This window comes from Pseudomonas sp. Z3-8 (genome assembly GCF_051131975.1).
Taxonomy (GTDB): domain Bacteria; phylum Pseudomonadota; class Gammaproteobacteria; order Pseudomonadales; family Pseudomonadaceae; genus Aquipseudomonas.
Window position 1 is genome coordinate 2,692,129 of the sequence record NZ_CP071643.1, and the last position, 25,239, is coordinate 2,717,367.

General features: G+C 60.4%; 25 protein-coding genes and 3 tRNA genes. 11 read left to right on the forward strand and 17 right to left on the reverse strand.

Annotated features, from left to right (window positions below):
* Positions 1 to 13: 13 nt before the first annotated feature.
* The 6 genes from J3P94_RS12475 to J3P94_RS12500 form a co-directional block, all read right to left on the reverse strand.
* Positions 14 to 2,449: a TonB-dependent siderophore receptor gene (locus tag J3P94_RS12475; RefSeq protein WP_434573751.1), complete on the reverse strand. Its 2,436-nt coding sequence runs from the start codon at positions 2,447 to 2,449 to the stop codon at positions 14 to 16.
* 88 nt (positions 2,450 to 2,537) lie between these two features.
* Positions 2,538 to 3,503 (reverse strand): FecR domain-containing protein, encoded by a 966-nt coding sequence (locus J3P94_RS12480; RefSeq protein ID WP_434573752.1) that lies wholly within the window; start codon positions 3,501 to 3,503, stop codon positions 2,538 to 2,540.
* Entirely contained in the window at positions 3,504 to 4,019 is a 516-nt protein-coding gene (locus J3P94_RS12485; protein WP_434573754.1) for a sigma-70 family RNA polymerase sigma factor, read from the reverse strand.
* A gap of 99 nt (positions 4,020 to 4,118) precedes the next feature.
* Positions 4,119 to 5,342: an MFS transporter gene (locus tag J3P94_RS12490; RefSeq protein ID WP_434573755.1), complete on the reverse strand. Its 1,224-nt coding sequence runs from the start codon at positions 5,340 to 5,342 to the stop codon at positions 4,119 to 4,121.
* A 243-nt stretch (positions 5,343 to 5,585) separates the two neighbouring features.
* Positions 5,586 to 6,758: a zinc-dependent alcohol dehydrogenase gene (locus tag J3P94_RS12495; protein WP_434573756.1), complete on the reverse strand. Its 1,173-nt coding sequence runs from the start codon at positions 6,756 to 6,758 to the stop codon at positions 5,586 to 5,588.
* Positions 6,758 to 7,597 carry an SRPBCC family protein gene (locus J3P94_RS12500; RefSeq protein WP_434573758.1) on the reverse strand — a complete coding sequence of 280 codons (840 nt, stop codon included), beginning with the start codon at positions 7,595 to 7,597 and terminating at the stop codon, positions 6,758 to 6,760. The genes J3P94_RS12495 and J3P94_RS12500 overlap by 1 nt, the downstream gene beginning before the upstream one ends.
* Positions 7,598 to 7,937: 340 nt before the next feature.
* On the opposite strand from J3P94_RS12500, the gene J3P94_RS12505 reads away from it, so the two are divergent.
* The 5 genes from J3P94_RS12505 (at position 7,938) to J3P94_RS12525 (ending at position 10,352) form a co-directional block, all read left to right on the forward strand.
* Positions 7,938 to 8,011, forward strand: a tRNA-Cys gene (locus J3P94_RS12505).
* A gap of 192 nt (positions 8,012 to 8,203) precedes the next feature.
* Positions 8,204 to 8,290 (forward strand) — tRNA-Leu (locus J3P94_RS12510).
* Between the two features lie 378 nt (positions 8,291 to 8,668).
* Complete coding sequence (locus J3P94_RS12515) at positions 8,669 to 9,112, forward strand: hypothetical protein (protein ID WP_434573760.1); 444 nt, start codon at positions 8,669 to 8,671, stop codon at positions 9,110 to 9,112.
* Between the two features lie 93 nt (positions 9,113 to 9,205).
* Positions 9,206 to 9,643 (forward strand): hypothetical protein, encoded by a 438-nt coding sequence (locus J3P94_RS12520; protein ID WP_434573762.1) that lies wholly within the window; start codon positions 9,206 to 9,208, stop codon positions 9,641 to 9,643.
* A gap of 493 nt (positions 9,644 to 10,136) precedes the next feature.
* Positions 10,137 to 10,352 carry a hypothetical protein gene (locus J3P94_RS12525; protein WP_434573763.1) on the forward strand — a complete coding sequence of 72 codons (216 nt, stop codon included), beginning with the start codon at positions 10,137 to 10,139 and terminating at the stop codon, positions 10,350 to 10,352.
* A gap of 42 nt (positions 10,353 to 10,394) precedes the next feature.
* Here the strand turns inward: J3P94_RS12525 and J3P94_RS12530 are convergent, their stop codons facing one another.
* On the reverse strand, positions 10,395 to 10,757 hold the full coding sequence (locus J3P94_RS12530) for an NUDIX hydrolase (protein WP_434573765.1): 363 nt from the start codon (positions 10,755 to 10,757) through the stop codon (positions 10,395 to 10,397).
* A gap of 259 nt (positions 10,758 to 11,016) precedes the next feature.
* On the opposite strand from J3P94_RS12530, the gene J3P94_RS12535 reads away from it, so the two are divergent.
* A complete protein-coding gene (locus J3P94_RS12535) occupies positions 11,017 to 11,202 on the forward strand; it encodes a hypothetical protein (protein WP_305500594.1) in 186 nt (61 codons plus the stop codon).
* Positions 11,203 to 11,296: 94 nt separating this feature from the next.
* Positions 11,297 to 11,524, forward strand: coding sequence for a PLD nuclease N-terminal domain-containing protein (locus tag J3P94_RS12540; protein ID WP_434573767.1), 228 nt, complete (start codon positions 11,297 to 11,299; stop codon positions 11,522 to 11,524).
* A gap of 25 nt (positions 11,525 to 11,549) precedes the next feature.
* Here J3P94_RS12540 and J3P94_RS12545 read toward each other — a convergent pair whose 3' ends face one another.
* From J3P94_RS12545 to J3P94_RS12555, 3 genes are all read right to left on the reverse strand, one after another.
* Positions 11,550 to 11,975, reverse strand: coding sequence for a hypothetical protein (locus J3P94_RS12545; RefSeq protein WP_434573769.1), 426 nt, complete (start codon positions 11,973 to 11,975; stop codon positions 11,550 to 11,552).
* A gap of 119 nt (positions 11,976 to 12,094) precedes the next feature.
* Positions 12,095 to 12,325 carry a hypothetical protein gene (locus tag J3P94_RS12550; RefSeq protein WP_305500600.1) on the reverse strand — a complete coding sequence of 77 codons (231 nt, stop codon included), beginning with the start codon at positions 12,323 to 12,325 and terminating at the stop codon, positions 12,095 to 12,097.
* Between the two features lie 153 nt (positions 12,326 to 12,478).
* The gene (locus J3P94_RS12555; protein WP_305500602.1) at positions 12,479 to 12,733 is read right to left on the reverse strand and encodes a DUF6555 family protein; all 255 of its coding nucleotides are present in this window, start codon (positions 12,731 to 12,733) and stop codon (positions 12,479 to 12,481) included.
* Between the two features lie 237 nt (positions 12,734 to 12,970).
* Between J3P94_RS12555 and J3P94_RS12560 the strand changes: the two genes are divergently transcribed.
* Together J3P94_RS12560 and J3P94_RS12565 are read left to right on the forward strand one after the other, a co-directional pair.
* Entirely contained in the window at positions 12,971 to 13,870 is a 900-nt protein-coding gene (locus J3P94_RS12560; RefSeq protein ID WP_434573770.1) for a polysaccharide deacetylase family protein, read from the forward strand.
* Positions 13,871 to 13,972: 102 nt separating this feature from the next.
* Positions 13,973 to 14,164, forward strand: coding sequence for a DUF2188 domain-containing protein (locus tag J3P94_RS12565; RefSeq protein WP_305500606.1), 192 nt, complete (start codon positions 13,973 to 13,975; stop codon positions 14,162 to 14,164).
* 58 nt (positions 14,165 to 14,222) lie between these two features.
* On the opposite strand, the gene J3P94_RS12570 is transcribed toward J3P94_RS12565, so the two are convergent.
* The 3 genes from J3P94_RS12570 to J3P94_RS12580 form a co-directional block, all read right to left on the reverse strand.
* Positions 14,223 to 16,049: a DAHL domain-containing protein gene (locus J3P94_RS12570; RefSeq protein WP_434573772.1), complete on the reverse strand. Its 1,827-nt coding sequence runs from the start codon at positions 16,047 to 16,049 to the stop codon at positions 14,223 to 14,225.
* 134 nt (positions 16,050 to 16,183) lie between these two features.
* Complete coding sequence (locus J3P94_RS12575) at positions 16,184 to 17,041, reverse strand: SPFH domain-containing protein (protein WP_305501228.1); 858 nt, start codon at positions 17,039 to 17,041, stop codon at positions 16,184 to 16,186.
* A gap of 122 nt (positions 17,042 to 17,163) precedes the next feature.
* Positions 17,164 to 17,251 (reverse strand) — tRNA-Ser (locus tag J3P94_RS12580).
* Between the two features lie 124 nt (positions 17,252 to 17,375).
* Here J3P94_RS12580 and J3P94_RS12585 point away from each other — a divergent pair.
* Positions 17,376 to 18,047: a Bax inhibitor-1/YccA family protein gene (locus J3P94_RS12585; protein ID WP_039588756.1), complete on the forward strand. Its 672-nt coding sequence runs from the start codon at positions 17,376 to 17,378 to the stop codon at positions 18,045 to 18,047.
* 215 nt (positions 18,048 to 18,262) lie between these two features.
* Here J3P94_RS12585 and J3P94_RS12590 read toward each other — a convergent pair whose 3' ends face one another.
* On the reverse strand, positions 18,263 to 18,700 hold the full coding sequence (locus tag J3P94_RS12590) for an Lrp/AsnC family transcriptional regulator (protein WP_434573775.1): 438 nt from the start codon (positions 18,698 to 18,700) through the stop codon (positions 18,263 to 18,265).
* Between the two features lie 133 nt (positions 18,701 to 18,833).
* On the opposite strand from J3P94_RS12590, the gene J3P94_RS12595 reads away from it, so the two are divergent.
* A complete protein-coding gene (locus J3P94_RS12595) occupies positions 18,834 to 19,727 on the forward strand; it encodes a DMT family transporter (protein ID WP_434573777.1) in 894 nt (297 codons plus the stop codon).
* 13 nt (positions 19,728 to 19,740) lie between these two features.
* On the opposite strand, the gene J3P94_RS12600 is transcribed toward J3P94_RS12595, so the two are convergent.
* From J3P94_RS12600 to J3P94_RS12610, 3 genes are all read right to left on the reverse strand, one after another.
* Entirely contained in the window at positions 19,741 to 21,366 is a 1,626-nt protein-coding gene (locus tag J3P94_RS12600; protein ID WP_434573779.1) for an NADP-dependent glyceraldehyde-3-phosphate dehydrogenase, read from the reverse strand.
* 195 nt (positions 21,367 to 21,561) lie between these two features.
* Positions 21,562 to 22,461, reverse strand: a complete 900-nt coding sequence (locus tag J3P94_RS12605) for an autotransporter domain-containing protein (protein ID WP_434573781.1) — start codon at positions 22,459 to 22,461, stop codon at positions 21,562 to 21,564.
* 293 nt (positions 22,462 to 22,754) lie between these two features.
* Entirely contained in the window at positions 22,755 to 25,178 is a 2,424-nt protein-coding gene (locus tag J3P94_RS12610; RefSeq protein ID WP_434573783.1) for an autotransporter outer membrane beta-barrel domain-containing protein, read from the reverse strand.
* Between the last annotated feature and the right edge of the window lie 61 nt (positions 25,179 to 25,239).

Genomic DNA, 25,239 nt, shown 5'->3' on the forward strand with positions numbered 1-25,239 from the left:
GGGCGAGGCGCAATCAGAAGTCGACCGTCGCTGAAAGCAACAGGGTGCGTGGCGCGCCTTGGGAGAACGCGCCGTAGGAGGCCACGCCGGACCAGTATTCGCGGTCGAATACGTTCTGCACCGTGGCGCGCAGCGTGGTCGGCCGGCCATCGAGTACCGTGCTGTAGCGGGCGCCGGCATCAAAGCGTGTCCACGGATCGAGCTCTTGGGTGTTGGCCTGGTTGACGTATTGGCTGCCGGTGTAGATCGCTCCACTGGTCAACGTCAGGCCCTGGACCCAGGGGGTGTCCCATTCGGCCCAGAGGTTGGCCTGCACTTCGGGCACGCCCACCGGTTTGTTGCCGCGATTGGCGGCGGTCCCGCTTTTGGTGAGTTCGCCGTCGAGCAAGGTGACGCCACCGAGCAGGCGCGTACCCTCGCGCAGTTCGCCGAACATGTTCAGTTCGATGCCGCGGTTGCGCTGCTCGCCCTGGACCGAATACATGCCACCGGCCGTGCCGTTGGTCAATTCGCCGGCGGGCTTCTTGATCTGGAACAGCGCCAGGGTCGAGGTGAACGTGCCGTAGTCGACCTTTACCCCGACCTCCTGCTGGCGAGAGATGTAGGGCTTGAAGATTTCGCCCGAGTTGCTCGCAGTGGCCGGCGCGGTGTCGCCCTTGCTCAGGCCTTCGATGTAGTTGTAGTAGAACGACACATGTTCCCAGGGCTTGACCACCGCGCCGAACAAAGGCGTGGTTTCGCTTTCGTCATAGGCGCTGGTGACATTCCCGAGAGTGTTGTAGTTGTTTGATTCAATGCTCTGCTTGCGCAGGCCAAGCGTTACCTGGACCCGTTCATCGAGGATCGACAAGGTATCGGCCAGGGCCACGCCGGACAGTTCGGTATCCGAGACCTTCGCCACATCGGGCGACGCGATGGACGGTTTGTCGCGCGCCACCGGGTGATAGATATTCGAAAAGACCGGGGCGCCAGAATTGATTCCCCGGCGCAATTCATCGCGATAGCGGCTGGCCTGCAAGGTGGCGCTGTGGCTGACCGGACCGGTTTCGAAGCGGGCACGGGCACCGGCATCGACGGTGTAACGCTCCACCTCGAACTTGTAGTAGCCCGGTATCGAGCGGGTGTCGCCGGCGCTGTTGAGGATCGTCGGGGTCTGGTCCGACAGTCGTGCCACATCGGACTTGCCGCCCCCGGCGTGGCCGAATACCGTCAGGTTGTCGCTCAGGTCATATTCACCACTGAGCAGCGCCGACTTATCGCGGGTTTCGGACCAGCCCCATTCCTGGGTCACGTTGCTGCGCCCGTTGGCCGCCGAAGGCACCTCGACACCGCTGGCGATGGCAAACGGCCGGGAGGGTGCGTCCCACTGTTCTTCCTGGCTGATCAGGTCCAGGCTGGTCCTGAACCGGTCGCCCTGGTAATCCAGGGAGATCGCACCGATGCCGACATCCCGGGACTGCTTGTCGATCGCGGTGTCGCCACCCTGCAGGCTGCCGTTGATGCGCACACCGAAGCGGCGTTCCTCGCCGAAGCGGCGGCTGATGTCGACATGCCCGCCTGCCTGGGTGTCCATGGCGTAGCTGGCGGTAACGCGAGTCAGGTCCTGGTCCAGCGAGCGCTTGGGCACGATGTTGATCACGCCCCCGACGCCGCTGTTGGGCGACATGCCGTACAACAGGGCAGCCGGGCCCTTGATGACCTCGATGCGCTCGGCATATTCGGTGAACACCCGGTAGTTCGGCGCCACGCCGTACACGCCGTCGAACGCCAGCTCACCCAGGTTGCCTTCGCCCACCGGGAAACCGCGAATGAAGAACGAATCGACGATGCCGCCAGTCTGGCCGGTGGAGCGCACCGAGGAGTCGCGCTCCAGCACGTCGGCGGCGGTTACGGCCTGTTGGTCTTTCATTAGGGTCGAGGTGTAGTTGCTGACGCTGAATGGCGTGTCCATCAGGTCCTTGTTCCCCAGCAGGCCAACCCGGCCGCCACGGGCCACCTGGCCACCGCTGTAGGTCGCCGGCAAATCCCCGGGGCGCACCTCGGCGGCATTGATGGTGGTTGGCGCCAGGGCCAGCCCCCCGTCGCCGGCGGATTTTTCCAGGGTGTAGCTGCCATCGTCGCGGGCGACCAGTTCCAGGCCGCTGCCGGCCAGCAATCGGGTAAACGCTTCACGCGCCGTGAACTGCCCTGAAAGGCCCGGGCTGTTCAAGCCTTGGGTCAGGGAGGGTTCAAACGATAATGCGATGCCGGCCTGCACGGCGAACGCCGACAACGTGGCACCCAAAGGACCTGACTGGATGTTGTAGGACTGGCTGGCAACGTTGTCCAGCGGCGCGCCCGGTGCCGCCCAAGTGCACGGGCTCAAGGTGGAAAGTGCAACGCTGAGCATGGCACTGCGAATCGCCAGATTCAGCTTGCGATCCGAACGCAGGGGGCGGGCAACGGGCATGGCGGGATGATCCTGTGCAGAGGGTTTGCTCTCTAAGCCAGCCAGGATTGAAAAAAGTATCAGCCCCGCCCGATTATTTTTTCAGGGCTCAAGCCGGCGCCAGCATCACCCAGTAATCGCCCAGGCGGGATGTGACGCGGATGGGGTAGGTTCGGGCGAGCATGTTCAGGGTCTGCCGGCTGTCGTTCAGGGGAAAGGCGCCGGATATCCGTAGGTTGGCGATCGCCGGGTCGCAACGCAGCACGCCGTTGCGATAACGGCTCAGTTCGTTGACGAAATCCGCCAGGCGCATGTTGTCCGCCATCAGCATGCCCTGAGTCCAGGCCAGCACCGACTTGTCGACAGGTTTCAGGGCGTCGATGCCCCGGGCAGTAAAACCGCTGCTCTGGCCAGCCCCGACCACTTGCTCGCCGATGCCCTTGACCTCGATGCGCACCGCGCCTTCCAGCACGACGAGGCGAGTATGGCCGGTGTCTTCGCGAACGCTGAAGCGCGTCCCGAGCGCCTGCATCCGGCCTTCGTCGGTCTGCACCCGGAACGGCCGGGCGAGCGCTGATGGGTCCGCTGCGGTCTGGACCAGTATTTCGCCTCGGCGCAACAGCAGCAGGCGCTGGTGTTCGTCGAAAAACACATCGATTGCGGTGTCGGTGTTCAACGTCAGGCGGGTGCCGTCGGTCAGGGTCAGGTCGCGCCGCTCGCCCACCGGAGCGCGGTAATCGGCGGTCCACTGTTGCCAGTCGTTGAGCTTCCAGCTGCCCCAGGCCAATGGCGCCAGGGCGAGCAGGGCGGCCAGCTTCCCCATGGCGGCACGCCGCGCCGGATTGCTCGGGCGGTCCAGCGCCGGCATCGCCAGCGCGGGCGGCAAGCCTTGCAGCTTGCTCAGCAGCAGTTCGGCCCGCGCCCAGGCCTGGCGGTGGGCCGGGCTGCTGGTACGCCAGCGTTCCCACTCCAGGCGTTCGGCGTCGTTGACGCTGCCTTCGCTCAGGCGCATCAGCCAATCGGCGGCTTCGTTGAGAATGGCCGGGTCGAGGGCGTGGCGGTCATGGGCAGGCATTCAGTCCACCAGCATCAGGCAGTGCAGGAAAGCCTGTTTCATGTAGCGCTTGACGGTGATCAGCGAAACGCCGAGTTGCGTGGCGATGTCGTCATATTTCAGGCCGTTGATCTGCGACAGCAGGAACGCACGCTTTACCAGGGGCGGCAGGGTGTCGAGCATGGCGTCGATTTCATGCAGTGTCTCGAGCACCAGCAAGCGTCGTTCGGGCGATGGCGCCTCGGGCTCGGGCAATGCCGCCAGTGCCTGGAGGTAGGCGCGTTCGAGTGCCTTGCGCTGGAACCAGTTGACCAGGATGCCCCCGGCGACGCAGCTCAGGTACGCACGCGGTTCCTCGATCACCGCCACCTTCGAGGCGAGGATGCGAATGAACGTGTCATGGGCCAGGTCGGCGGCGTCCAGCGCATTGCCCAGTTTTCGATAAAGCCTGGCGTACAACCAGCCATGGTGTCCGCTGTAGAGGTCTGCGACGGTGCGCAGGTGACAATCGTTGACCGCTGACCCTGGATCGCTCATGGCTGTTGTATTTTTTTGATAGTGAGAATTATTCCCAATAGTAGTGGAGGCGCTCAGTGCCGCGCAAGGTTGATAGGCGGGCAATTTAGGTTTGTGTCGCTATTCGCCAGCCCTGTCGGCGATTCCGAGTGGTTTGTGGCGCAGTAGCATCAAGGGCACCAGTGCGATTGCGTAGGCGAGGCAGACATAAAGGAAAATGTGCTCCAGGCCATACACCTGACTGAGCAATGCACCAAGGGAGATGCCAATGATCGATGCCGTCTGTGAAACGCCCTGTGCCAACCCCAGCACCTGGCCTTGGCGACTGTTGTCGACGCTTCTGGAGATAAGCGCCGTCAGCACTGGCGTGGTTGCGCCCAGCAGCAGGCCCCAGATGAAATAGGCGAGGGCGAAGACGACCGGCTGGGGCGTCAGGCCGGCCACGGCGGTGACGATGACCAGGCAGATGACGATGCTCGCCATGGCCTGCAGCGTTTGCGCCGGGTTGCGCCGTTCGAAGTAGCGCGACCAGGACGTCGCACAAAGAATGAAGCCCAGGGCTAGCAAGCCGTAGCAAAGCCCGACCATGGCATTGCTGACCTCGAAGGTCGTCCCCACGTACAAGGAAAACGAAGTCTGTGGCAGCATTCGCGCCAGCAGCAGCAGGCCCATGATGCCCAGCAGCCAGTTGATTGCCGGGTCGAACAGCCTGGGCGGCAGGGGAGGCTTGCCTGCCAGCGGTGCTTTTTTTACTGGCGCCACGTTGGGCAACGCCAGCGCCGCGACGACGGTACATACGGCGCAGAGGCCCGAGGCCACGATGTTGATCCAGAAAAACGTCGCATGATCGAGAATCAGCCCGCCGACCACCGCCCCGAGCAACGAACCGACGTTCGTGGAAATCTGCAGGAGCGCAAACAGCCTGGCCCGCCGCGACGGTGCCTCGATGCTCACCCCATAGGCCTGGGCCGGGGCGATATAACCGGCAAAGGCGCCTTGCAGGAAACGCAGGACCAGGATCGTCCAGATATCGCTGCTCAATGCCAGCCCGAGCTGGGTCAACGAGAGCCCCGCCAGCGCGCGAATCATCATCAGCTTGTGGCCGTAACGATCACCGATCCGGCCCCAGAAGGCACTGGTCAGGATGATGCCCAGCATCGGGCCGACGTACACCGCCGTGCTGGCAAAGCTGAACAGCGCGTCGTTGCTGGTCAGCTGGCGCAAATGCACAGGCCAGAACGGCCCGCTCATTTCCATCGCGCCCATGGAAACCAGCTGGATGGAGAACAGCAGGAAGACGAGCAGGCGAACACTGGAAGTCTGGTGGAGACCTATACGGGGCATGGACACATTCGCAGGGCGACAAAGCTGTGTCTTATCCACCACTGCGTCGATCGGGGCAAGGGGAAAATGCGCCGACACTCAATCCCGCCGCTGGCGCGCACTCGCTCTCGTGGCGAGGGAGCTTGCTCCCGCTGGGCTGCGCAGCGGCCCCAGATGGCCCGACACGGTGCATCAGGCAAACCGCGCCCGCCGATCTACGACTGCTGCGCAGCCGAGCGGGAGCAAGCTCCCTCGCCACGAGCTTCACTCCGGCCGAAATACCGCCCGCAGACAATCCTGGCGTTTTTCCTTGAACATCGCGTAGCCCTCTACCGACTGCTCCAGCCCCATGGGATGGGTCAGCAGGTAGGAGGGGTCCAGCTCACCGTTCTGGATGTGTTCGAACAAGCGCTTCACGTAGCGCTGCCCCGGTTGCTGGCCGGAACGCAGGGTCAGGGATTTGTTGACGATCGCGCCCATCGGGAATTTGTCCAGCAAGCCGCCATAGACCCCGACCACCGACACCGTCCCGCCTTTGCGGCAGGCGCGGATCGACTGGCGCAGCACCGTTCCGCGCTCGGTGTGCAGGCGCAGCAATTGCTTGGTCTTGTCGTAGAAATAATCGACCTCGGTGCCGTGGGCCTCCATGCCGACGCAATCGATGCAGCGATCCGGCCCACGACCGCCGGTCAGCTCCAGCAAGGCGGCATGCACATCGGTGGTCTCGTAGTTGAGGGCGATGGCCCCGGCTTTTTCCTCGGCCAGGCGCAAGCGATCGGCAAAGCGGTCGATGGCGATCACCCGTTCGGCGCCCAGCAGGTAAGCGCTGGTGATCGCCATCAGCCCGACGCCGCCGCAGCCCCAGACGGCTACCGTATCGCCGCGCTGAATGTCGGCGTTGTCGGCGGCGAAATAGCCGGTAGGCACTGCGTCGGAGACAAACACTGCCTGCTCATCTCTGACGCCTTCGGGAATGCTGAACAGATTGACGTCGGCGTAGGGCACGCGGATATAGGTCGCATGGCTGCCGGCATAACCGCCGAAGGCATGGCTGTAGCCGATGATGCCGCACGCCGGTTGGCCGTAGGCAATGTCTGTCGCCGTGGGGTTCGGATTGGAATTGTCACAGCAGGAAAAGTCCGAGCGCTGACAGTGCTCGCATTCTCCACAGCCGACAATCGACACCGTGACAACCCGGTCGCCCTTTTTGAATTGCGTGACGGCCGAGCCGGTCTCCACCACCTCGCCCATGAACTCGTGACCAATGATGTCACCGGCCTGCATGGTCGGCACGTAACCGCCCAGCAGGTGCAGATCCGAGCCGCACACCGAGGACAGAATCACCCGCACGATGGCGTCACGAGGGTTTAGGATGGAGGGGTCGGCGACCGTCTCGACCTGAAGCTTGTTGGGGCCTTGCCAAGTCAATGCGCGCATCAGACGGTTCCTCCGTTGAGTTCGGATTTTGCAGTGGATGAGTCATTGGCGGGTGCCTGAGTCGCGCGTGTGGCAGGGTGCACGAAGAGAAAATCCTGCGTCTGTTCCGGGCGCATCCTGTTCGTGCTGACTTCTCCGGTTTCAAGCTGCTGCTTGATGCTGCGCAGCACATTCAACAACGCTTTGTCCGAGAACCGGGAAATCGCCGCCGCCAGCGCGTAGCCAGCCGCGCCGAGCGGCGTCTGGCAAGCGACAATGACTTTGATCTGCGTACCGCGCCCGCCCGGGGCATCGCTGAAATGCATCTGGATATCGTGCTTGAATCGTGTGTCCGGCCCGGCGATCCAGTGCAGCTTGCGGTCTTCCTTGGGCTCGCACTGTTCGAGGTCGCAGTGCAACGTCTTGTCCATCGGGCCATGGGCGACCCAGCGATAAGTGCGTTCGCCGGTCTGCTCGATGGCGTCGATCCAAGGCATCAGCGCACCCAGATTGGCGGGGTCGCGACAGAACGCGAACACTTCCTCCCTGGGCTTGCCAACCGTGATGCTGCGGGAAATCACCTTGCTGCCGCCCCAGTCACGATCCTGTTCGAAGGTCTGCTCGAACGGACTATGCGTCAGCGCCCGTTTTACCCGGCACGTGCCGGAATAGGCACGCCAGGCAGCACACGCGCCAAGCAATACCTGAGGCCAGCCCTTGAGGCCGCCTTGGCGCAGGCCGTTGGCGATCAACAATGAACCGGCCGCCAGCGACATCAGCCGCTCCGGCTTGCCGAGATTGGGATGCGAAGGCGTCGGCACCGGAGCCCGGCTCGCCACCAGTTGTGGGCGTTCAGTCATGATGGTTCTCCTTTACTGATTCAAGGACGACATAACGAATGAACCGAGGGTGAAGGAGGTTGTTCCGTTTAAATCGATGGTTTCCCGATGAGCAGGAGACAAGGGTCCAGCTCGTTGCGCTACCCCGTCGAAAAGCCGCTTTGGCCTGGCCGTCAGGTAAATTTTTTTTGAAATCAAGGGGTTGTCAGCCTGGGCAAATGAGTACATAATTGCGCCCATCGAATGCATCGGAGCGTAAAAAACTTCAATGTTTTCAAGGAGATAGCGCGCTGTAAGCGAGCTGGACTCCGATACAGTTTGTATGCGGTTGATGTGGTTTGTAGTGCATCAGGCGTCTTGAGGCCGAATAGCAAAATGGTTATGCAGTGGATTGCAAATCCACCTACGCCGGTTCGATTCCGACTTCGGCCTCCACTTTTAAAAGCTCTGTAGATTATTGATCTACAGAGCTTTTTTATTTCCAGGCAAGGAAAGGTTTTGTCTTGAAAAGGCCGATGCCAACCTTGCTTCACAGGGGAGGGATGTATATATTTCCCGCTCTGTTGCACTAGCCTGGATCCTGTCAGATGCACATTTGACAGTTCCACACGGCTTGACCGCGCTACCGCCCGAATGGCGAAACTGGTAGACGCATGGGACTTAAAATCCCCCGCTCGTAAGGGCGTGCCGGTTCGATTCCGGCTTCGGGCACCATTCAAGATCAAGGGTTTGCGAGCGAAAGCTGAGGCAAGCCCTTTTTCGTTTCTGGTCCGCAATTTTGACCATGGTCCGCAATTACTTGGTGGCGATACCTTTTTGCCTATCCGGTTGTGGATGAATCGTTCGGTCATAACGACCGCCTTTATCCCTGGCGAAGTTCCATATCGCCCTGAGCAAAGCCTTCTCACGGTTCGCTCTGATCGGCGCAGCCTTCCGCCAGGAAAGGTACTGCCTTAAGTGGAGCGGCTCGATTGTTTTCAGTGGCGCCGGCGGATCATCAAAGACACGATCAGGTTTCAGTTCGCGCTTGTTGTCGAGATGGCGCCGCCCTCCCGTGACCGGTGATGGCAATTTGATTGGATTTGGGGTTGAATGCTGCGTTCATTCCACATGGTTCTGGATGCAGAGATGTCAAAAGCACGGGCATTACGAGTCTTAGCAATTGCCCTGATGGTCACTGCCACCAGTGGCTGTATCTCCTACACCGAAAAAGCAGCTGAAGGGTTGCCGGATTCTGACGTTGCGCGCATCGGCCTAACCAACAAGTCACTGTTCATTGCCACTGTTGACGGCAGGAAAACCAATTTCGCACTCGCTACCCAAACAGAATATCGACTCACTGCGGGTAGGCATCGACTGGAACTCAGGTATTGGGTAGGCACTGCCAGTTCTTTGGATCGAAAGCTCCGAGATGTTGATCTTGTCGCTGGTCGCTCATACAAGCTTACAACCGCCCCCAGTGACACCTGGTGGGACATTATCATTGTCGACACGAGCACCGGGGAGCGAGTGGATGAGGACGTTCCGCGCCCCTAACCGCCTGATGCTGCGCCCAGTGGCAATTTTGTTTGGGTTGGGGGATTACGTTCTTGCTCAGTCGAGCGAGACAATTAAACGGGAGGATTTAAAATGGATTTTCAGCAAGACCCCGACAGTTTCGGCAGCTACCTTGGGCAAGCTGCCAGAGACATAACTCATGCGAGAACTAACTTTCTTGATCGGTTAGATCACTGGAAGAATCTCGCGGATCGTAAATACGGTCAACTGGTAACTATCGATCATCTACCTGAGCAGCGCGGCTTCGTTGGATCGGTGTTGGGTAAGCCTTTTTCGTTGCTTATAAGCCCTCTTGTAATCGACGGCAGGGGAGGACTCGAGGTCGTGGTCACCATTCCCAATCTTGCTGGCAAAGAGAGCGAGATATCCCGATTCAATGTGGATCGTAACGGCGATTTAGCGGATAACTACGAGATTCCCAGCGGCGATTTCGATAGCCTGATGAGCGTTAAAACATTCATGGGCATTCTGAAAAAAGTGCTGGAACAAACTATTCCGGCTTGCGGCTAGTTCCGATCCGTAGCACCTCGCGCACCCTGAAGTTTTCAAGCTTCCGCGCCACAGACGGCGATATCGTGAGGTGTCAGTAAGGGGAGGGCGCCGCTTGGGCCAAGGCCGTGCAGGTGATGAATTATCAACGTGATCGCCCCGCCCATCTCCTCGATGCCACTTCACACTATCAGCTCAGCAAGCGCTTGGCGTGTACCAGCCAAGTTCACCACAGACCCGTGGCGAGGGAGCTTGCTCCCGCTGGGTCGCGAAGCGGCCCCAAAACCTGCTGAACACCGAGCATCAGACACACCGCATCTGCTGGTTTACGACTGCTTCGCAGCCGAGCGGGAGCAAGCTCCCTCGCCACGGGTCTGTCGTTTCCATTGAAAGTGAGCAGCATCAGGCCGATCAGCCGTTTTTCGTCCGCTCGTCGAGGCCATAGCACTTCCTCCCCGAGCGAATCCTCTCACAGGTATGCGCAGATCCTGCGCTTCAGAACGGGAGACACATCATGGTAATCGACAACAACGGTCCAGAAGCGCCATATCCGGGACCTGATGAAAAGACGCCTGAGACTGGCAAAGGTCATGATTCCGGTCTTGAACAAGCTGAATCCGAGCCAAAGCAGGGCACTGGCGAGAGGCCGGAAGACTGGAATCCACCGCCGGGAAACCCCGGTTCCGATCAGGACGCCCAGACGAACCGCCAGAATGGCGGGGCGAAGTAGTTTGCAAAGGGCTCCACAAAACCCGGCCGCTGTGCCGGGTTTTTACAACCTGCGCCGAAATGCCTCGAGTATTTCCCGCATGCCCTTTTTCATCTGCAATTGGGCGAGGGCATCCAAGGGGTGCCACAGGCAGTCGCTGATTTCATTCTGCGGCCTGGCGCCCTTCGAGTCGTTGACCGAAGCCTCAAAGACGTGGTGTTCGGTGTCGCCATCGCTGACCCGCATCAGGTAGAGCAGGTTTTCGGCGCTCAGTCCGGTTTCTTCCGCCAGTTCTCTCAGGGCAGCATCGGCATGCGTCTCGCCACGCTCGACGGTGCCGCCAGGCAAGGCCCAGCGGCTTTTGGGCTTACGGACCAGGAGGATGTGGCGGTTCTCTTCGCAAATGACGGTCGCTCGAATCTTCATAAACGTTGCCCAATTACTGACTGTCATTAAATTGCAATATAACTGCAATATTTGAGCCTTGCGTCATCCGCACGTTCAAAAAGTATTTCGGCTCATACCGCTGGGACCGTGGGCAGCCATGAAAGGCTGCGTTTATTTCACCAATGGCTATCGGTGTTGCGCGGCATCGACCGGTCATCGCAAAAAATGAATCAGCGCCGGAAAAACGTATCAATGTTGGGTGGACGATCCGGTCCCGGTAATGGGGGAGCGAGAAGAGATGACCACCGTTGAAGACTTCAAAATCAAATCCCACGAACTTTTAGTCGAGCTCGACACAGCGACCTCAGAAATGATGGCGCTGATCTGTGTCCATCAAATGTCCGGGACTGCCTGGGATGAGGCCGTCCGGCGCCAACATGAGGCCTATGAGCAATGGGTCGCCTATCTGAATGAACGCTCGTAGCTGCATCGCCTCTCTCCGCAGGTAACAGGCAGATTCTTTGAACGGTCCCGCAGCGGTCATGCCTAAATCCATAGACTGACAAGAGGATAAGGCCATGTCTGAACTAGCCAGTTATTTCTGGATCGCGGTTGCGGTAATCGTGTTGCTATTGGATCTGTGGGCGATCGTCAGCGTCTTTCGCAGCGGCAAATCGGCCGGGACCAAGGCAGGCTGGGCACTGCTGCTGGTCATCCTGCCGGTGCTGGGCTTGATTATCTGGGGTGTGGCCGGGCCGCGAGGCATGAAGAATCCGCCTTCGTCGCCCGAGCACAGCAAGGGCTGACATCGGGACATGCGGGCCACCCCGGTCAACGGTTTTTCCATTCGCCGCCGGTGGTTTCGCAGTCCTTTTTCGCTTGCTGAAGCTGTTCTGCGCCGTAGTAGTACCGGGTGACCCGGGCATTGTCCGGAAGATTCGCCGAGCTGCCACTGCGGTCCTTGCTGGTGGAATGGGGATTGGCCAGGGCCTCCTGGGTCAGCCTCGCCTGGCAGGTGGCTACATAACCCTCGGCGCAGCGTTCGACGGGTTTCTTCTCTGTGCTGAGCGTGCCCTTGCTTTCGTTACTGCACGACCAGCCGATGGCTTCGGCAGGAACACCCTGGTACTCATAACAACTGCGGGTTTCGATTTCCGGCACCGCTTGGCTCTGGGACCGGGTGGTGACTTCACAACCTTGCGCCAGGACAGTCGCAGGGCTGGCGCAGGCGATCAGAAGCAGGACCTTGGCATTCATGATGTTCTCCCTTTCAAGACGATTTTGCACCGATACCTAACGATATCGAGGCGCAAAAGACGTGCTCGTTCCATTGGTTTTGCAACCGTGGAACAGGGGAGGCCTGCCTGGGGCGATGGCTAACGGAACTTCGGCAGTGGCGGTTCCGCGGGCTTCAATGAGGACAGCGCGCTCTGGATCGTGGGGGCGTCCTTCTCGATATCATTGAGTCGGTCGCGGATTCGTACGGCGGCGGGATGCCCGCCCTGGTGGTCGACCCAGTCGGCAATTTCCTTGCAGGCGGCTGTCAGCCGCGCCTGGCGCGATTCCAGTAAGGTCAGCAGGGTGGTGATGGACTCTTTTTCAGACATGTCACACCTCCATTAAAGGTCAGGATGGGGCAGCACAAAAGCCGCCAGTGACGGCGGGCCATGCTGCAGTTAAGCGTAGTTGAGATATTTCTGATCGGACGATATCCGGCGCACGACTGGACAATCGGTACGCCGGACGTGTTCATGTCTGTTTCAGCCTGACTCCCTGACCCATGACGGCGCGACGGAAGCTCGCCAGCGCACATCGGTAATGCCATATTTTTCTGCCATGGGTTTGGAGACCCGCTTGACCTTTTCCCTGCCGAATTTGGGTATACGTCCGACACCCGCATCGCAACTGGCCCAGTGCCAAGCTTCGGAGTTATTCATCACTTCTGCACGAATGATGAAAGACTTGGGCTCGCCATGGAGCACGTAGTCGATGATGTAAAGCGATGGACCGCCCATAAATCCTCCCTAATTGATCCTATACGGATGGATACGGAGGCGTTCGGAAAATTCCATTGAATTTCCGGACGGTCAAAATCGGGGCGGGCAGCGCTGCCGCGTGAGATGTATCACACACCGTGAATGAAGGCGCTTATGGTGAGGAACCAAACCCGGTTAACCTTCTCCAAGGTGGGCTTCAACACCGGTGCCAGGGATCGAAGGCGACGCAGGTTTGGCACTGAATAAAGGCAGGACATGAATAAGATCGCCAAGGCACTGCTTGTGGTGCTGCTTGCCAACGGCCTGTCGGGATGCATCGGCTCGCCCATCGAGCTGACCGCGCAAACCGAGCAACGCTTGCGCGTCCAACCGCCGATCCGTTTCCTCCTGACATTCGATGACGGTCCCAGCGCCTCATCCTTCTGGAACCCGAGCCTGGACGTGCTCGACGCCCTTGCAGACAACCCGGTGCAGCCGGGAATCAAGGCGCTGTTTTTTGTCCAGACGCGCGCGCCACGGGCCGGTGGCAGCGACATCGGTCGTTCGGTGCTGCAACGTGAGCAGCGCGAGGGGCATGTCCTGGGTTTTCACACGGCCACCCATTGGCACACCAACCATCGATCTCTGGATCCCGATGAACTGGAGCTTTCGCTTACCCACGGTGCAGCCGACATCGCCGCGGTTACCGGGGCACCCCCGACCCTGGTCCGGCCGCCATTCTGGAGCTATGACCAGCGCACCTTCGCCGCCTATCAACGGCATGGCATGCATGTTTTGCTGACTGACCTGAGCGCCAACGATGGCAAGGTCTGGGGTATTACCCTGAGTCCTCGCCGGCGGATAAACCTGCTACGCCAGCTCTCGGAGGTGCGTGAGCGCATCGCCGCCGGGCAGTTGCCTGCGGTGGATGGAGTGATTCCGGTGGTGGTGACCTTCCATGACCTCAACCGCTATACCGCCCGTCATGCGCGGGAGTATCTGCAGATCCTGATCGACAGCGCCCAGGCCACCGGATTGAAGACCTACGCGAAACCATTCTATGACGATCGCCAGGCGCTAGAGCGCGCAGCGATGGCCCGGACCCTCAAGGACGCCACCCAGCCGGTGCGCCTGCCCGGTCTGTGGGATTGGTTATGGAAGCGCGATCCTGACTGACGGGCATTGACGAGCCAGCGTGGCGACGCTCGGTTGGCCCTTATGGGCGCACCGGGAGTAAGGTAGGCGCGGTAACCCCGTTTTCTTGAGGAGGTGACGATCATGAGTACTGCGATGCTGACCAAAATGCACATCAACGGCTATGACGTGCTCAGCGTGAACAGCGGGCCCTGGAGGGTCTGCACCCAGGCGGACCGGTTGGGTTCCTTTGCCTCGCGCGAAGAAGCGTTGGCCTATGCCGCCGCGTTGCCCGCCAGGAGACGCCGCAGCGCTGCGTCCGCGAACGTCAGGTAGACAGACGTTCCGTTGACTTCGCGGCGGGAATAAACGCTCGCCGCGAAGTCAACCTGTCTCAGGAAATTGCCAGTTCCAACGGGATTTCCAAAGTGAACAGGGCGCCTTGCCCCGGTCCGTCGCTTTCAACCTGCAGGCGACCGTTCATCTCCACCGCCGCCAGGGCACAGCTGTGCAGGCCAAAACCGTGGCCATCCTTGCGGGTGGTGAATCCGTGGTTGAAGATCCTCGCCTGATTTTCAGGCGCGATCCCTTCGCCACGATCCCTGACGCTGACGCAGAGCGTTGTCTGATCGACGATGCGGACCCCCAGGGTCATTTCCCTTGGCGGCTCGACGTTGGACATGGCGGCCTTGGCATTGCTGATCAGATTGATCAGGATCAGCAGCAGGCGATGCTTGTCGCCCATGATCATCGGAATGTCCTGATAATCCTTGATCACGGTGACCTGGTGTCGGCTGAGCGCACCCGAATTCATGCGCAATGCATCTTCGAACAGGTCGGCCACATTCAGCGGCTCGATCAGCCGCGCAGCCCCGGCATAGGTCTGCTGAGTCGTGACGATCTCCTTGATATGGTCGATGCTTTTGGTCAGTTGCGCGAGTTCTTCAATCAGCAACCCCTGTTCGGTGGCGATGGAATCCACCAGTTCATTGAAATACCGGGGCAACAACCTGCCTTTTTCATCCTCGGTGATGAACTGACCCAGGTCCGTGGCATGTTCATTCATCATCCTTACCGCTTTGCCCAGCCCTTGCGTCTTGCTGTTCTTCAACTTGCGCGTCACCAGCTCCGCTGAGATGTTGACGCTGTTGAGGACGTTGCCAACGTTGTGCAACACGTTCGTGGCGATCTCGGCCATGCCTGCCATGCGCGCCGCGTCCACCAGCTCACGCTCGGCCTCCTTCAACTCACGCGTACGCTCCTGCACGCGTTGCTCCAGCTTGTCGTTGGACGTTTGCAGCTCATGGTTGATCTGGTTGATGAGCGAAGAACTGCGCACCAGCCGTACGGCGAGGTAGATCATCAAGAGCGCCATCAGACTGGCGCAGATGGCCAGGTACATATGATATTTGCGATCGGTCGCGGCCGTCCTGCGCTGCGTTTCGTTGAGCAGCTCGTTGATGCTGTCCAGTTCCTGGGCGACGGGGATGACGCTGATGCGATCCAGCAGATCGTTGACCACTGGCTGTTCCTGGATAACGGTCTTGACGTGCCGGGTCAGTGAGGTGAAAGCCGGCCGATAGGGCGAGGGCAACTGGTCGATCCGATGTTCGAGTTCGCTTAGCTGTTCTTGCAGTTCGCTGGCTTTGTCCGAGGTGACATAAAGCGCGTATTCCAGTGTGGTCAGCGCCAGGTCGAGAACGCTGGAGGCTGCCGTCAGCCGAGCGATTTCTCCGTCATCCTTCATCTGTTGCAGCAGTGTCTGAATTTCATCCTCTACCGTCGGAAGTGCATCCAGGGAGGCGCGCAGACTGGCATTGTGCTGCTCGAACTGTTCCACCAACAGGGTCTTGTTCCTGACCGCGTCCATGTAACCGTTGCGTCTCGACGCCCAAAGTGCAGCCAGTGGACCGGAACTGTTCAGTTGCTCCAATTGCTCCCATCGGCTTTGCGCGTCGGCTGGTGGAGCGAGTGACAAGTTGTTGCTGACGCCTATTTTTTTCCTGAGAATCTTCACGTTCCAGTTGGCGTCGGCTTGTTTGAGCTGACGGATGAAGTCGCGTGACTCGAAGAAGGTCGCGGTGTCGCCCGTGTAGGACTTGATCAGGAAGAATATCAGGGCTGAAAACACAACCAGCGCGGTGGCCAACAGGGCGGGCCATTTGTATTTCTTGATAAGGGAGACGGGGTGTTTCTTCGAGCTGCTTTGGCCTGGGTACACGTAGAGCTCCCTGCTAACGTTCAAACGTCGGATGCGTCAGTGAGCAAAGTGTAGCGTCAACGAGGCGGACGGATGTGCTCCGGGCACACTGTGCTGCGAGGAGGCGCGGCCAGGACTGGCCGCGCCGAGGGGCATTACTTGTTGAGATCGATGAAGGGCAGCGCGGTGTTGGGCAGCATGGTGGTGGGGAGTTCACCGTTCCAACGCTCGGCCTTGGTCAGCTCAACCAGGTTCTGGTTGCTGGCCAACGCCTGGGCGCGCGCCTTGATCGCCTCGGCTTCAGCCTTGCCGCGCAGCTCGGTGGCCAGCGCGTCGGCCTTGGCCTGGGCAACTTGCGAATCGGCTTCCGCCTGGGCCTGGGTCACCCGAATCTGAGCCTGGACCTGCTCGGTGGCGAGCTGCTGCTCACGCGTCTTGACCTGCACTTCAGCGGCCATGCGCGCTTCGATGGCTTTTTCGTAGGCATCGCTGAAGTCGATGTTTTCAACCTGGACGCTGTCGATGATCACCGGCCCGGTGATCGTTGCCTTGATCGCCGCCGAAATATCATTGACCAGTTGCACGCGGTTCTGCACGGCGGCGACGGCGTTGAACTTGCCGAACACGTTTTCCACCTGAGTCGGCACCTGGCGGCTGATCATCCGGTCGCGAATGCCTTCCAGGTCCTTGAACTGGGTATAGACCTTCGCCACATCGGAAGGCGCGATATGCCAGGACACGGACACCTTGAGCTCGGCCGATTGTTGGTCCTTGCTGTACGCCTGGAGGTCGTCATAGGACGTCACCTGGCTCTGTGTGCTGATCAGGCGGACCGACTCGATGAAAGGCGTCTTGAACGACAGGCCCGGCTCAACCACCCCAACCAGCGCGCCGTTGCGCAAAAGCACGCCACGCTCGGTTTCATCAACCGTGTACCAGCTGCCAAAGAACACGCATAACAGGACCACGCCGATAATTGCCGCGACGATCGAACCGATGGTTTTGCTGGTCACTTTACTTTCCTTGAGTGGGGTAGGGGATGGCATGCACTGTTTCCTTTGTGAAGACCGTCACTGTTTTTTCAAACGCCAGACACGAAAAAGCCCTGAATGATCAGGGCTTTAACGTTAGAAAATGGCGGAGGCGATGGGATTCGAACTCATGGACCTGTTACAGTCGACGGTTTTCAAGACCGTTGCCTTAAACCACTCGGCCACACCTCCGTACTGCGTTGCGGGCGCCATAATACCCGAATGAAACACACTGTCAAACTCTCTACGTAGCTTGTTACAGAGCGTCTGTTATTATCCTTGCCACTGAATGTTTCAAACCCGGAGGAGTGTCGCCATGCGCGAACAGGATTACGCAGTGAACAACAGCGTGCAGGCTGAGCAGCTAGAGGTTAGCCGCGTCCTGCGCAACACTTATGGCCTGCTGGCACTCACGCTCGCTTTCAGCGGTGTGATGGCCTTCGTCGCACAACAGATGCGTGTCGGTTACCCGAACATCTTTGTCGTGCTGATCGGTTTCTACGGCCTTTTCTTCCTCACCAACAAGCTCCGCGATTCGGCCTGGGGCCTGGTTTCGGCCTTCGCCCTGACCGGTTTCATGGGCTTTTTGCTCGGCCCGATCCTCAACCGCTACCTGGGCATGCAGGGCGGCGCCGAAGTGGTCAGCTCGGCTTTCGCCATGACGGCGTTGGTGTTCGGTGGTCTGTCGGCCTACGTGCTGATCTCGCGCAAGGACATGAGCTTCCTGAGCGGTTTCATCACCGCCGGTTTCTTCGTGTTGCTGGGTGCGGTAGTGGCCAGCTTCTTCTTCCAGATCAGCGGCCTGCAACTGGCGATCAGCGCCGGCTTCGTGCTGTTCTCGTCGGTCTGCATCCTCTACCAGACCAGCGCCATCATCCATGGCGGCGAGCGCAACTACATCATGGCAACCATCAGCCTGTATGTATCGATCTACAACCTGTTCGTCAGCCTGCTGCAACTGTTCGGGTTGATGGGTCGCGACGACTGATAGGGCAGTGATGGCCGTCATGGCCTGAGCTGTTCAATTAAAAAAACGGCGCTTTCCCGAAAGGGAAGGCGCCGTTTTTTTTGTATTCGGATACCGGCCCCTGTGGGAGCGAGCCTGCTCGCGAAGAGGCCAGCACATCCAACATCTTCATCGACTGTGATATTGCTTTCGCGAGCAGGCTCGCTCCCACAGAAATGCGGTCACTTCAAAAGCCCTCACTCCATCGGCGGCAAGCGCCGCTTGACCGGTGTCTTCTTGACGATCGCCGTATTGGTTTCGGCAAGCACATTCAACTTGTCCAACAGCACATCCAACTGCTCCATCGAGCGCACGTGCAGTCGCGCAATGAAACAGTCTTCCCCAGTCACCTTGTCACATTCGGCGAATTCGCCGATGGCCTGGATCTGCCGCTCCACTTCCTGCAACTGCCCCGGTAACGGACGGATGCGCACGATGGCCTGAAGTTGATAACCAAAGCACTTCGGATCGACCTCGACGGTGTAGCCCTTGAGCACGCCACGTTCCTCCAGCCGGCGCAGGCGTTCGGCAACGCTGGGGGATGAAAGGCCGCTCAGGCTCGCCAAGGCCTTCAGGGAACGTCGTGAGTCTTCCATCAAGGCGCTGATGAGGATCTGGTCGATGTCGTCAGTCATTTTCGCTCCGTTAGGCAAATGCTCGAAGTTGCCTTGATAAAAAAGGTCGAAAGCCAGTCTAGCCTTTTTCAAACCATGGAGAAGCACCCAGGCGGGTCGGCATACTGTGTCCATTCACTGAAGGAGCCTGAAGATGGACAAGACCCTACGCCGCGGTTCGCTCGAAATGACCGCCGCCATGCTGATTTCCGGAACCATCGGCTGGTTCGTGCTGGTGTCCGGCCTGCCGGTGCTGGATGTGGTGTTCTGGCGCTGCGTGTTTGGCGCCGGCACGTTGTTGCTGATCTGCGCCGGTTTCGGTTTCCTGCGCCGGGATATCCTGACCCGCACGACCTTCCTGCTGGCGGTGCTCAGTGGTGTTGCGATCGTCGGTAACTGGGTGTTGTTGTTCGCTTCATACTCCCGCGCTTCGATCGCCATCGGCACCGCCGTGTACAACGTCCAGCCCTTCATGCTGGTGGGGCTGGCCGCGCTGTTCCTGGGAGAGAAGATCACTGCGCAGAAGCTGTTCTGGCTGGCGGTGTCGTTTCTCGGGATGTTGGCCATTGTCAGCGCCCACGGCGAGCAGGGGCAGGGAGGCGAGGATTACCTGGTGGGCATCGCCCTGGCGCTGGGGGCGGCATTCCTGTACGCCGTTGCGGCGTTGATCATCAAGCGCCTGACCGGCACGCCGCCGCACTTGATCGCGTTGATCCAGGTCGCCACCGGTATCCTCTTGTTGGCGCCATGGGCGAATTTCTCGGCCTTGCCGCAGCAACCCGAGGCCTGGGCCAGCCTGCTGACCCTCGGCATGATTCACACCGGCGTGATGTACGTACTGCTGTACAGCGCGATCCAACGCTTGCCGACTGCCGTGACGGGCGCTCTGTCCTTTATTTACCCGATCGCGGCGATCTTCGTCGACTGGTTTGCCTTCGGCCATCGCCTCGAGCCGCTGCAATGGCTGGGTGTGGCGGCGATCCTGCTGGCGGCTGCCGGCATGCAACAGGGCTGGGGCATCAAGTCGCGCCGCCCAGCCCTGAGTTGAGGGTCGGTGCTGATCAGAAGATGTAATCGGTGGTCAGGAAGTTCGAATCCCGCTCACGAATGATGTCGCTGATCAGCGCCTTGTTGTTGTCCTGGAACTTGGTCGCGACCAAGGTGCGGATCGAAAAGGTCCGCAGTGCGTCGTGAACCGACAATGTGCCCTCGGCGGAGTTTTTCCGGCCATTGAACGGGAAGGTGTCCGGGCCACGCTGGCATTGGGCGTTGATATTGATGCGTCCGACCTGGTTGGCGAAGGTGTCCACCAGCCTGCCGACTTCGGCCGGGTGGGTGCCGAAAATGCTCAGTTGCTGGCCAAAGTCGGACTCGAGGACGTAATCGATCACGGTATTGACGTCGCGGTACGGCACGATGGGCACCACCGGGCCGAACTGTTCTTCGTGATAGACCCGCATGGCGGTGTTCACCGGATAGAGTACCGCCGGGTAGAAAAACGAAGCCCGGGACTCGCCGCCGTGCTGGTTCATGACGCCGGCACCCTTGGCAACGGCATCGGCCACCAGCGAATGCAGGTAATCGACCTTGCCCGCTTCGGGCAATGGCGTCAGTGCGACGCCGTCTTCCCATGGCATGCCGGGTTTCAGCGCAGCAAGCTTTGCGTTGAATTTCTCGATGAACGCCGGAGCGATGTCTTCGTGGACGAAGAGGATCTTCAACGCGGTGCAGCGTTGGCCGTTGAAGGACAGCGAACCGGTCAGTGCCTCGCTGACGGCATTGTCCAGGTCGACGTCGGGCAGCACCAGGCCAGGATTCTTCGCGTCCAGCCCCAGCGCGGCGCGCAGGCGATGCGGGCGCGGATGGAGTTTCTTCAGGTCGCTGGCGGCCTTGTTGGTTCCGATGAAGGCGAATATGTCGATTTTGCCGCTGGCCATCAGGGCGCTGACGGTTTCCCGGCCGCTGCCGTAGATCACGTTGATCACGCCGGCGGGGAAGCTGTCGCGAAAGGCTTCCAGCAGTGGCCGTACCAGCAGTACGCCAAGCTTGGCCGGCTTGAACACCACCGTGTTGCCCATGATCAGCGCGGGAATCAGCGTGGTGAAGGTTTCGTTCAGCGGATAGTTATAAGGGCCCATGCACAGGGCCACGCCCAATGGCACGCGACGGATCTGTCCGAGGGTGTCCTGTTCCAGCTCGAAGCGGCTGGATCGACGGTCCAGTTCCTTGAGGGCATTGATGGTGTCGACGATATAGTCGCAGGTGCGGTCGAATTCCTTCTGGGAATCCTTGAGGTTTTTGCCGATCTCCCACATCAGCAGCTTGACCACCGCCTCACGCTGCTCGCGCATCCGCGCCAGGAAAGTCTCGACATGACGGATGCGTTCAGCGACGCGCATGGTCGGCCATTGGCCCTGGCCGCGATCATAGGCCCGGACGGCAGCGTCAAGGGCCGTGAGGGCGGTCTCGGCATCCAGCAATGGCGTGCTGCCGAGAATGACCTGTTCATCGCCATCGGCGCCGGCCAGGTACACCGGGCTGCGCACCGTGGCGAGCGGACCCTGCCAGGTCTTCAGGACGCCATCGACCAGGTATTCACGCTGCTCCACCTGGCCTTCGAGGCGGTAGGCTGGCGGGATGTCGGCGGCACCGGGGAACAGATTGGCGAGGAAGGTGGCTGTGGTCATGTCGTTACTCCATCAATGAAATGAGCCATGGGCTGCGGCAGGCATGAATCGCTTTTAGCGTTATACGCCTTAATGGAGGTGTTTTTTAAGTGTGCCGGGACGCGAGGCCATGCCATTCACTCCGCCGAGCGCAATGCCCGCGTGGCGAAGATGCCGGTTTCTCGCCACGAGGGAGCGGGTGTGAACGGCGAGCACTTACCAGCGCATCCGCACGCCGAGGCTGGCAATGACGCCATTGAGGTCGTTGTCGTCGACGTCGCTGCTGTAGTCAGCGCTGACATAGAGGCTTACCACCGGCGTCACCCGGGCCACCAACCCCAGGCCCACCTCAACGGTAGAAGACTTGCGGCTGCTGCTGATTTTTTCGACCTTGTCCAGGCTCAGGGTGTCGGCGCTCTGGACCGTGTGCCAGAGGTTCGTGCGCACGTAAGGCTCCACGCCCAGGCCGTTGACCTGGTACGTACCTTTGAGTTGGGCGCCGACGCGGCCGCTCCAGCTGTTGAGTTTGTTGTTGCCATTGCCGGCATTCGGTGTGTCGAGTGTGATGCGCTGGTTGATCAGTTGGGCCTGGGGTTCGACGATCCAGTTATCGCTGATGCCGATGGGAAATCCGCCCTCGACCGACAGCGTGACGGCGTTGCCCTCGGTGGCCTGGCGCTGGCCTTGTTCGGTCAGGCTGTAACCATTGACGCGTCCGCCGCTCGCGCTCAAATCCAGGTGCCAGCCTGCCGGACCGGTCAGGCTCCAGTAGGCGCCGAGGCTGGGGCCCTGCAGGTTCAGCGCATCCTTGCCGGGATCGCTCATGGCCGGTGTCACCAGCAGTCCGCCATGGTTGGCAGTGATCTGGTGTCGAGCGCTGATCAAACCCATCCGTTGGGTGTGACCGCTGTCGTTTCGCAGGGTAAGCAGGGCGGGGCTCCTGCCCGTTACGGCGTCGTTGTCCGTCTGGCCGTCGGCTGGCATTCGGTCATACCAAAGGGAAGCCGGCCGCTCGGCGGGCTCGGCATGGAGCTCCATGGTGGAGCACAGCAATAACGAAGTGGAGACGGTGCAGAGGGTAGCTTGAAGAGCTTGGGGGCGCTGGGACGTTTTCATGGGGGCCTGCCTTGCAATCGCATGTATCTCTCGCTCAGGGCGTCTCTCCTACCCCGAATGAGGGGCGACCGAATGGGTTGGGGCAAGCCTCTGGCAGCCCGTCGTAAACGGGGTTCCAGAGGCCTGCCCCTGACTGTGTTTCCGGGGGTAGTACGTTGTAGTCAAGAGGACTGATGCAGGTGCGTCAAGAAAATGGCCGACCAGTGGCACGCTGAAATCAGTGGCCAGTAAATGGCTGATTACAGTTGGTTATTTTTGACTCTTATCAGGCGTCAATTAGTCGCCATCCTCGGTCACCAACTGATTCGCACGCCGACATTTCCGGCCACGCTGCGTTGCTGGTTGCTGTCGAGGTTATTGCCGTAGTCCACTCCGGCGTAGGCGCTGACCGTAGGCGCAAGGCTGACGATGACGCCCGCGCCCAGGTCGGCGGTTGAGCTGCGTTGTTGGGTCTCGATCCGTTGGGCGTCGTCGAATGTCACCGTGTCGGTGCCGGAAAACGTGTGCCAGACATTGGCCCTCAGGTACGGCTCTACCGGCGTGTTGCTGATCAGGTAGCGACCCTTGAGACGGGCACCGAGCCGTCCGGTCCAGGCGCTGTCGGAGTCGAATTCGACTCTGGAAATCCCATCATCCTGGGTGTCCAGGGAGATCTTCTGATGGATGATCTGTGCTTGTGGCTCGACGACCCAGCCACTGCCCACGGCAAATGGGTAGCCGGCTTCCGCCGAAAGGGTCAGCGCATGCCCGCGATTATCCAGCTTGAGGCCGCGTTCTGAGCGGTTGTCCCCGTTCAGCCGGGTGCCCATGACCACCGTGTCGATGTAACCACCGGAGGGAGCGGTCAGCGTCCAGTACAAGCCATAACTGTCGCCGTCGAGTTCAACCTTGCCGGCGCGCCGCCCTTCGAACCCCAGGTTGTAGCCGTCGACGTTGCCGTTCAATTCGCTATGGCCAACGAAAAAACCGATGCGCTGGGTCTGGCCGTCGAAGACCGGCGCGCTGTAAAGGTCGTTGCCGACCTGGAAGCCCTTGATGGAGCCGTCGAACCTCGGTGTCACCGTGCCGGCCCAGGTCTGATCGAGGTCCTTGCCATAGACTCGACCCCAACCGGCCCCGAAGGCGCCGGTTTCCGTCAGCAGGCGTTGGTCGCCCTGGCGATCATGGAACGTGCCCAGGGCCATCAGGGTCAGTTGGGCGGCGACGGGAGGCAACGCCGACCAGACGGGTACTTCCGGACGGTACAGCGCAATGGGCGCTGCGCCAGGCACGGCGACGGGCAAGGGCGGCAGCGTGGGGCTGGCCACGGCAATCGGACCGGCGACCACGGTCGACCGCAGATACCAACTGTTTTCATTACCGGTCACGCCGCCCTTGAACAAACGGTAATCGAACGCGCCGGCCGACACCGATCGCGCCAATGAAAAAGCCCCGCCGTCGCTGACGGCGCCGCCCTGAGCCTGGACCAGCTCGATACCGTCGCGGGCAGTCAAGGCACCTGCACCGCCGATGTTCGTGACGGTGATGGCCGTGCTGCCGCCAAGCGTGCCGGCGTTGACGATCAGCTTGTCGCTCGGCGAGTCGTCTGCACCAAGCAGCGTCTGCAGGCGCAACTGGCCGCCATTGCCGACGTAGTTGCCTTGTACGGTAAGGGTGTCGCTGGTGCGGGTGTTGCCTGCACCGAGGTCGATGGTTCCGGCATTTTCAAGCGTCGCCATCTGGCCGGCGGTGAACGGGCGAATGCTGCCCTGGCTGGCCGTCAACAGGCTGCTTGCGTCGATGTTCAGCGTGCCGGTGCCGGTGTTACCGTCGCCCAAGACCAGCGTGTCGCCCAAGTCCAGGCGCGAGCCTTGGGTGAGGCTGACCGATTCCCAGTTGAGGTAACGGGCGCCATCGCCGGTCGTGCTGGCCACAAAAGCCAGTGTGTCCTGGCCCAACCCCCCATCCAGGCTGGGTGTGGTGGCGAGCAGGGTTTTATCCAGGTTGCTCAACAGCGCCGTGTCGTTGCCTTCGCCCATCAGGATGGCGGAGCGGATGAGGCCGCCGCTCCACTGCAACTGGTCATTACCGAAACTGGCTCGAACCTCGCCGACGATCTCGCCCCCGCTCACGGCAATCCGGTCGTCACCGCCACTGACACTGACGTTTCCGCCGATGCGTCCCGCGCTAACGATAATGGTGTCCCGCCCAAAGCCGGTCACCAGATTGCCAAGAATCTGCCCACCTGACATGTCGAAAATATTATCGTCGAGTTTCATGTCGACCCGGCCGATGGTGCCGCCGGTCATTGTCGCCTGGTCTCCGTCTTCGAACGCGCCGACGATGGTGCCGCCGGTCATCAGGAACGTATCGAGCCCATCGCCCTGGGCCAGTGACTGGATGCTGCCGCCGCGCATGACAAAATCATCGGTGCCCGAGCCTTGTTGCACGTCGCCTGCCACGATGCCGTCGGGATTGATCTCGACGTAATCGGCTCCGGCGCCGAAGGTGATGTCTCCCTGGATCACACCGCTGCCATTGGTCGGCATCGTCAGGCGGTTATCTCCCGACAGGTCGCTCAATCCGGGGCTGGTGCCGCTGTCGCAGACATAGCTGTCATTGCCTGCCGTCGGCGTCAGGGTGCATGCCGCCATGGCGGGCGATGCGTCCAGCAACAGCGGTGTAGTCAGCCACAAGGCATTGAACAGCCGGTTGACGCCATGATTGCGCAAGTTCATCCGCTTTCCCTCAGCATCGGCATCCGTGGCATGCCGCAATCCAGCCTCGGTTGCTCTACAG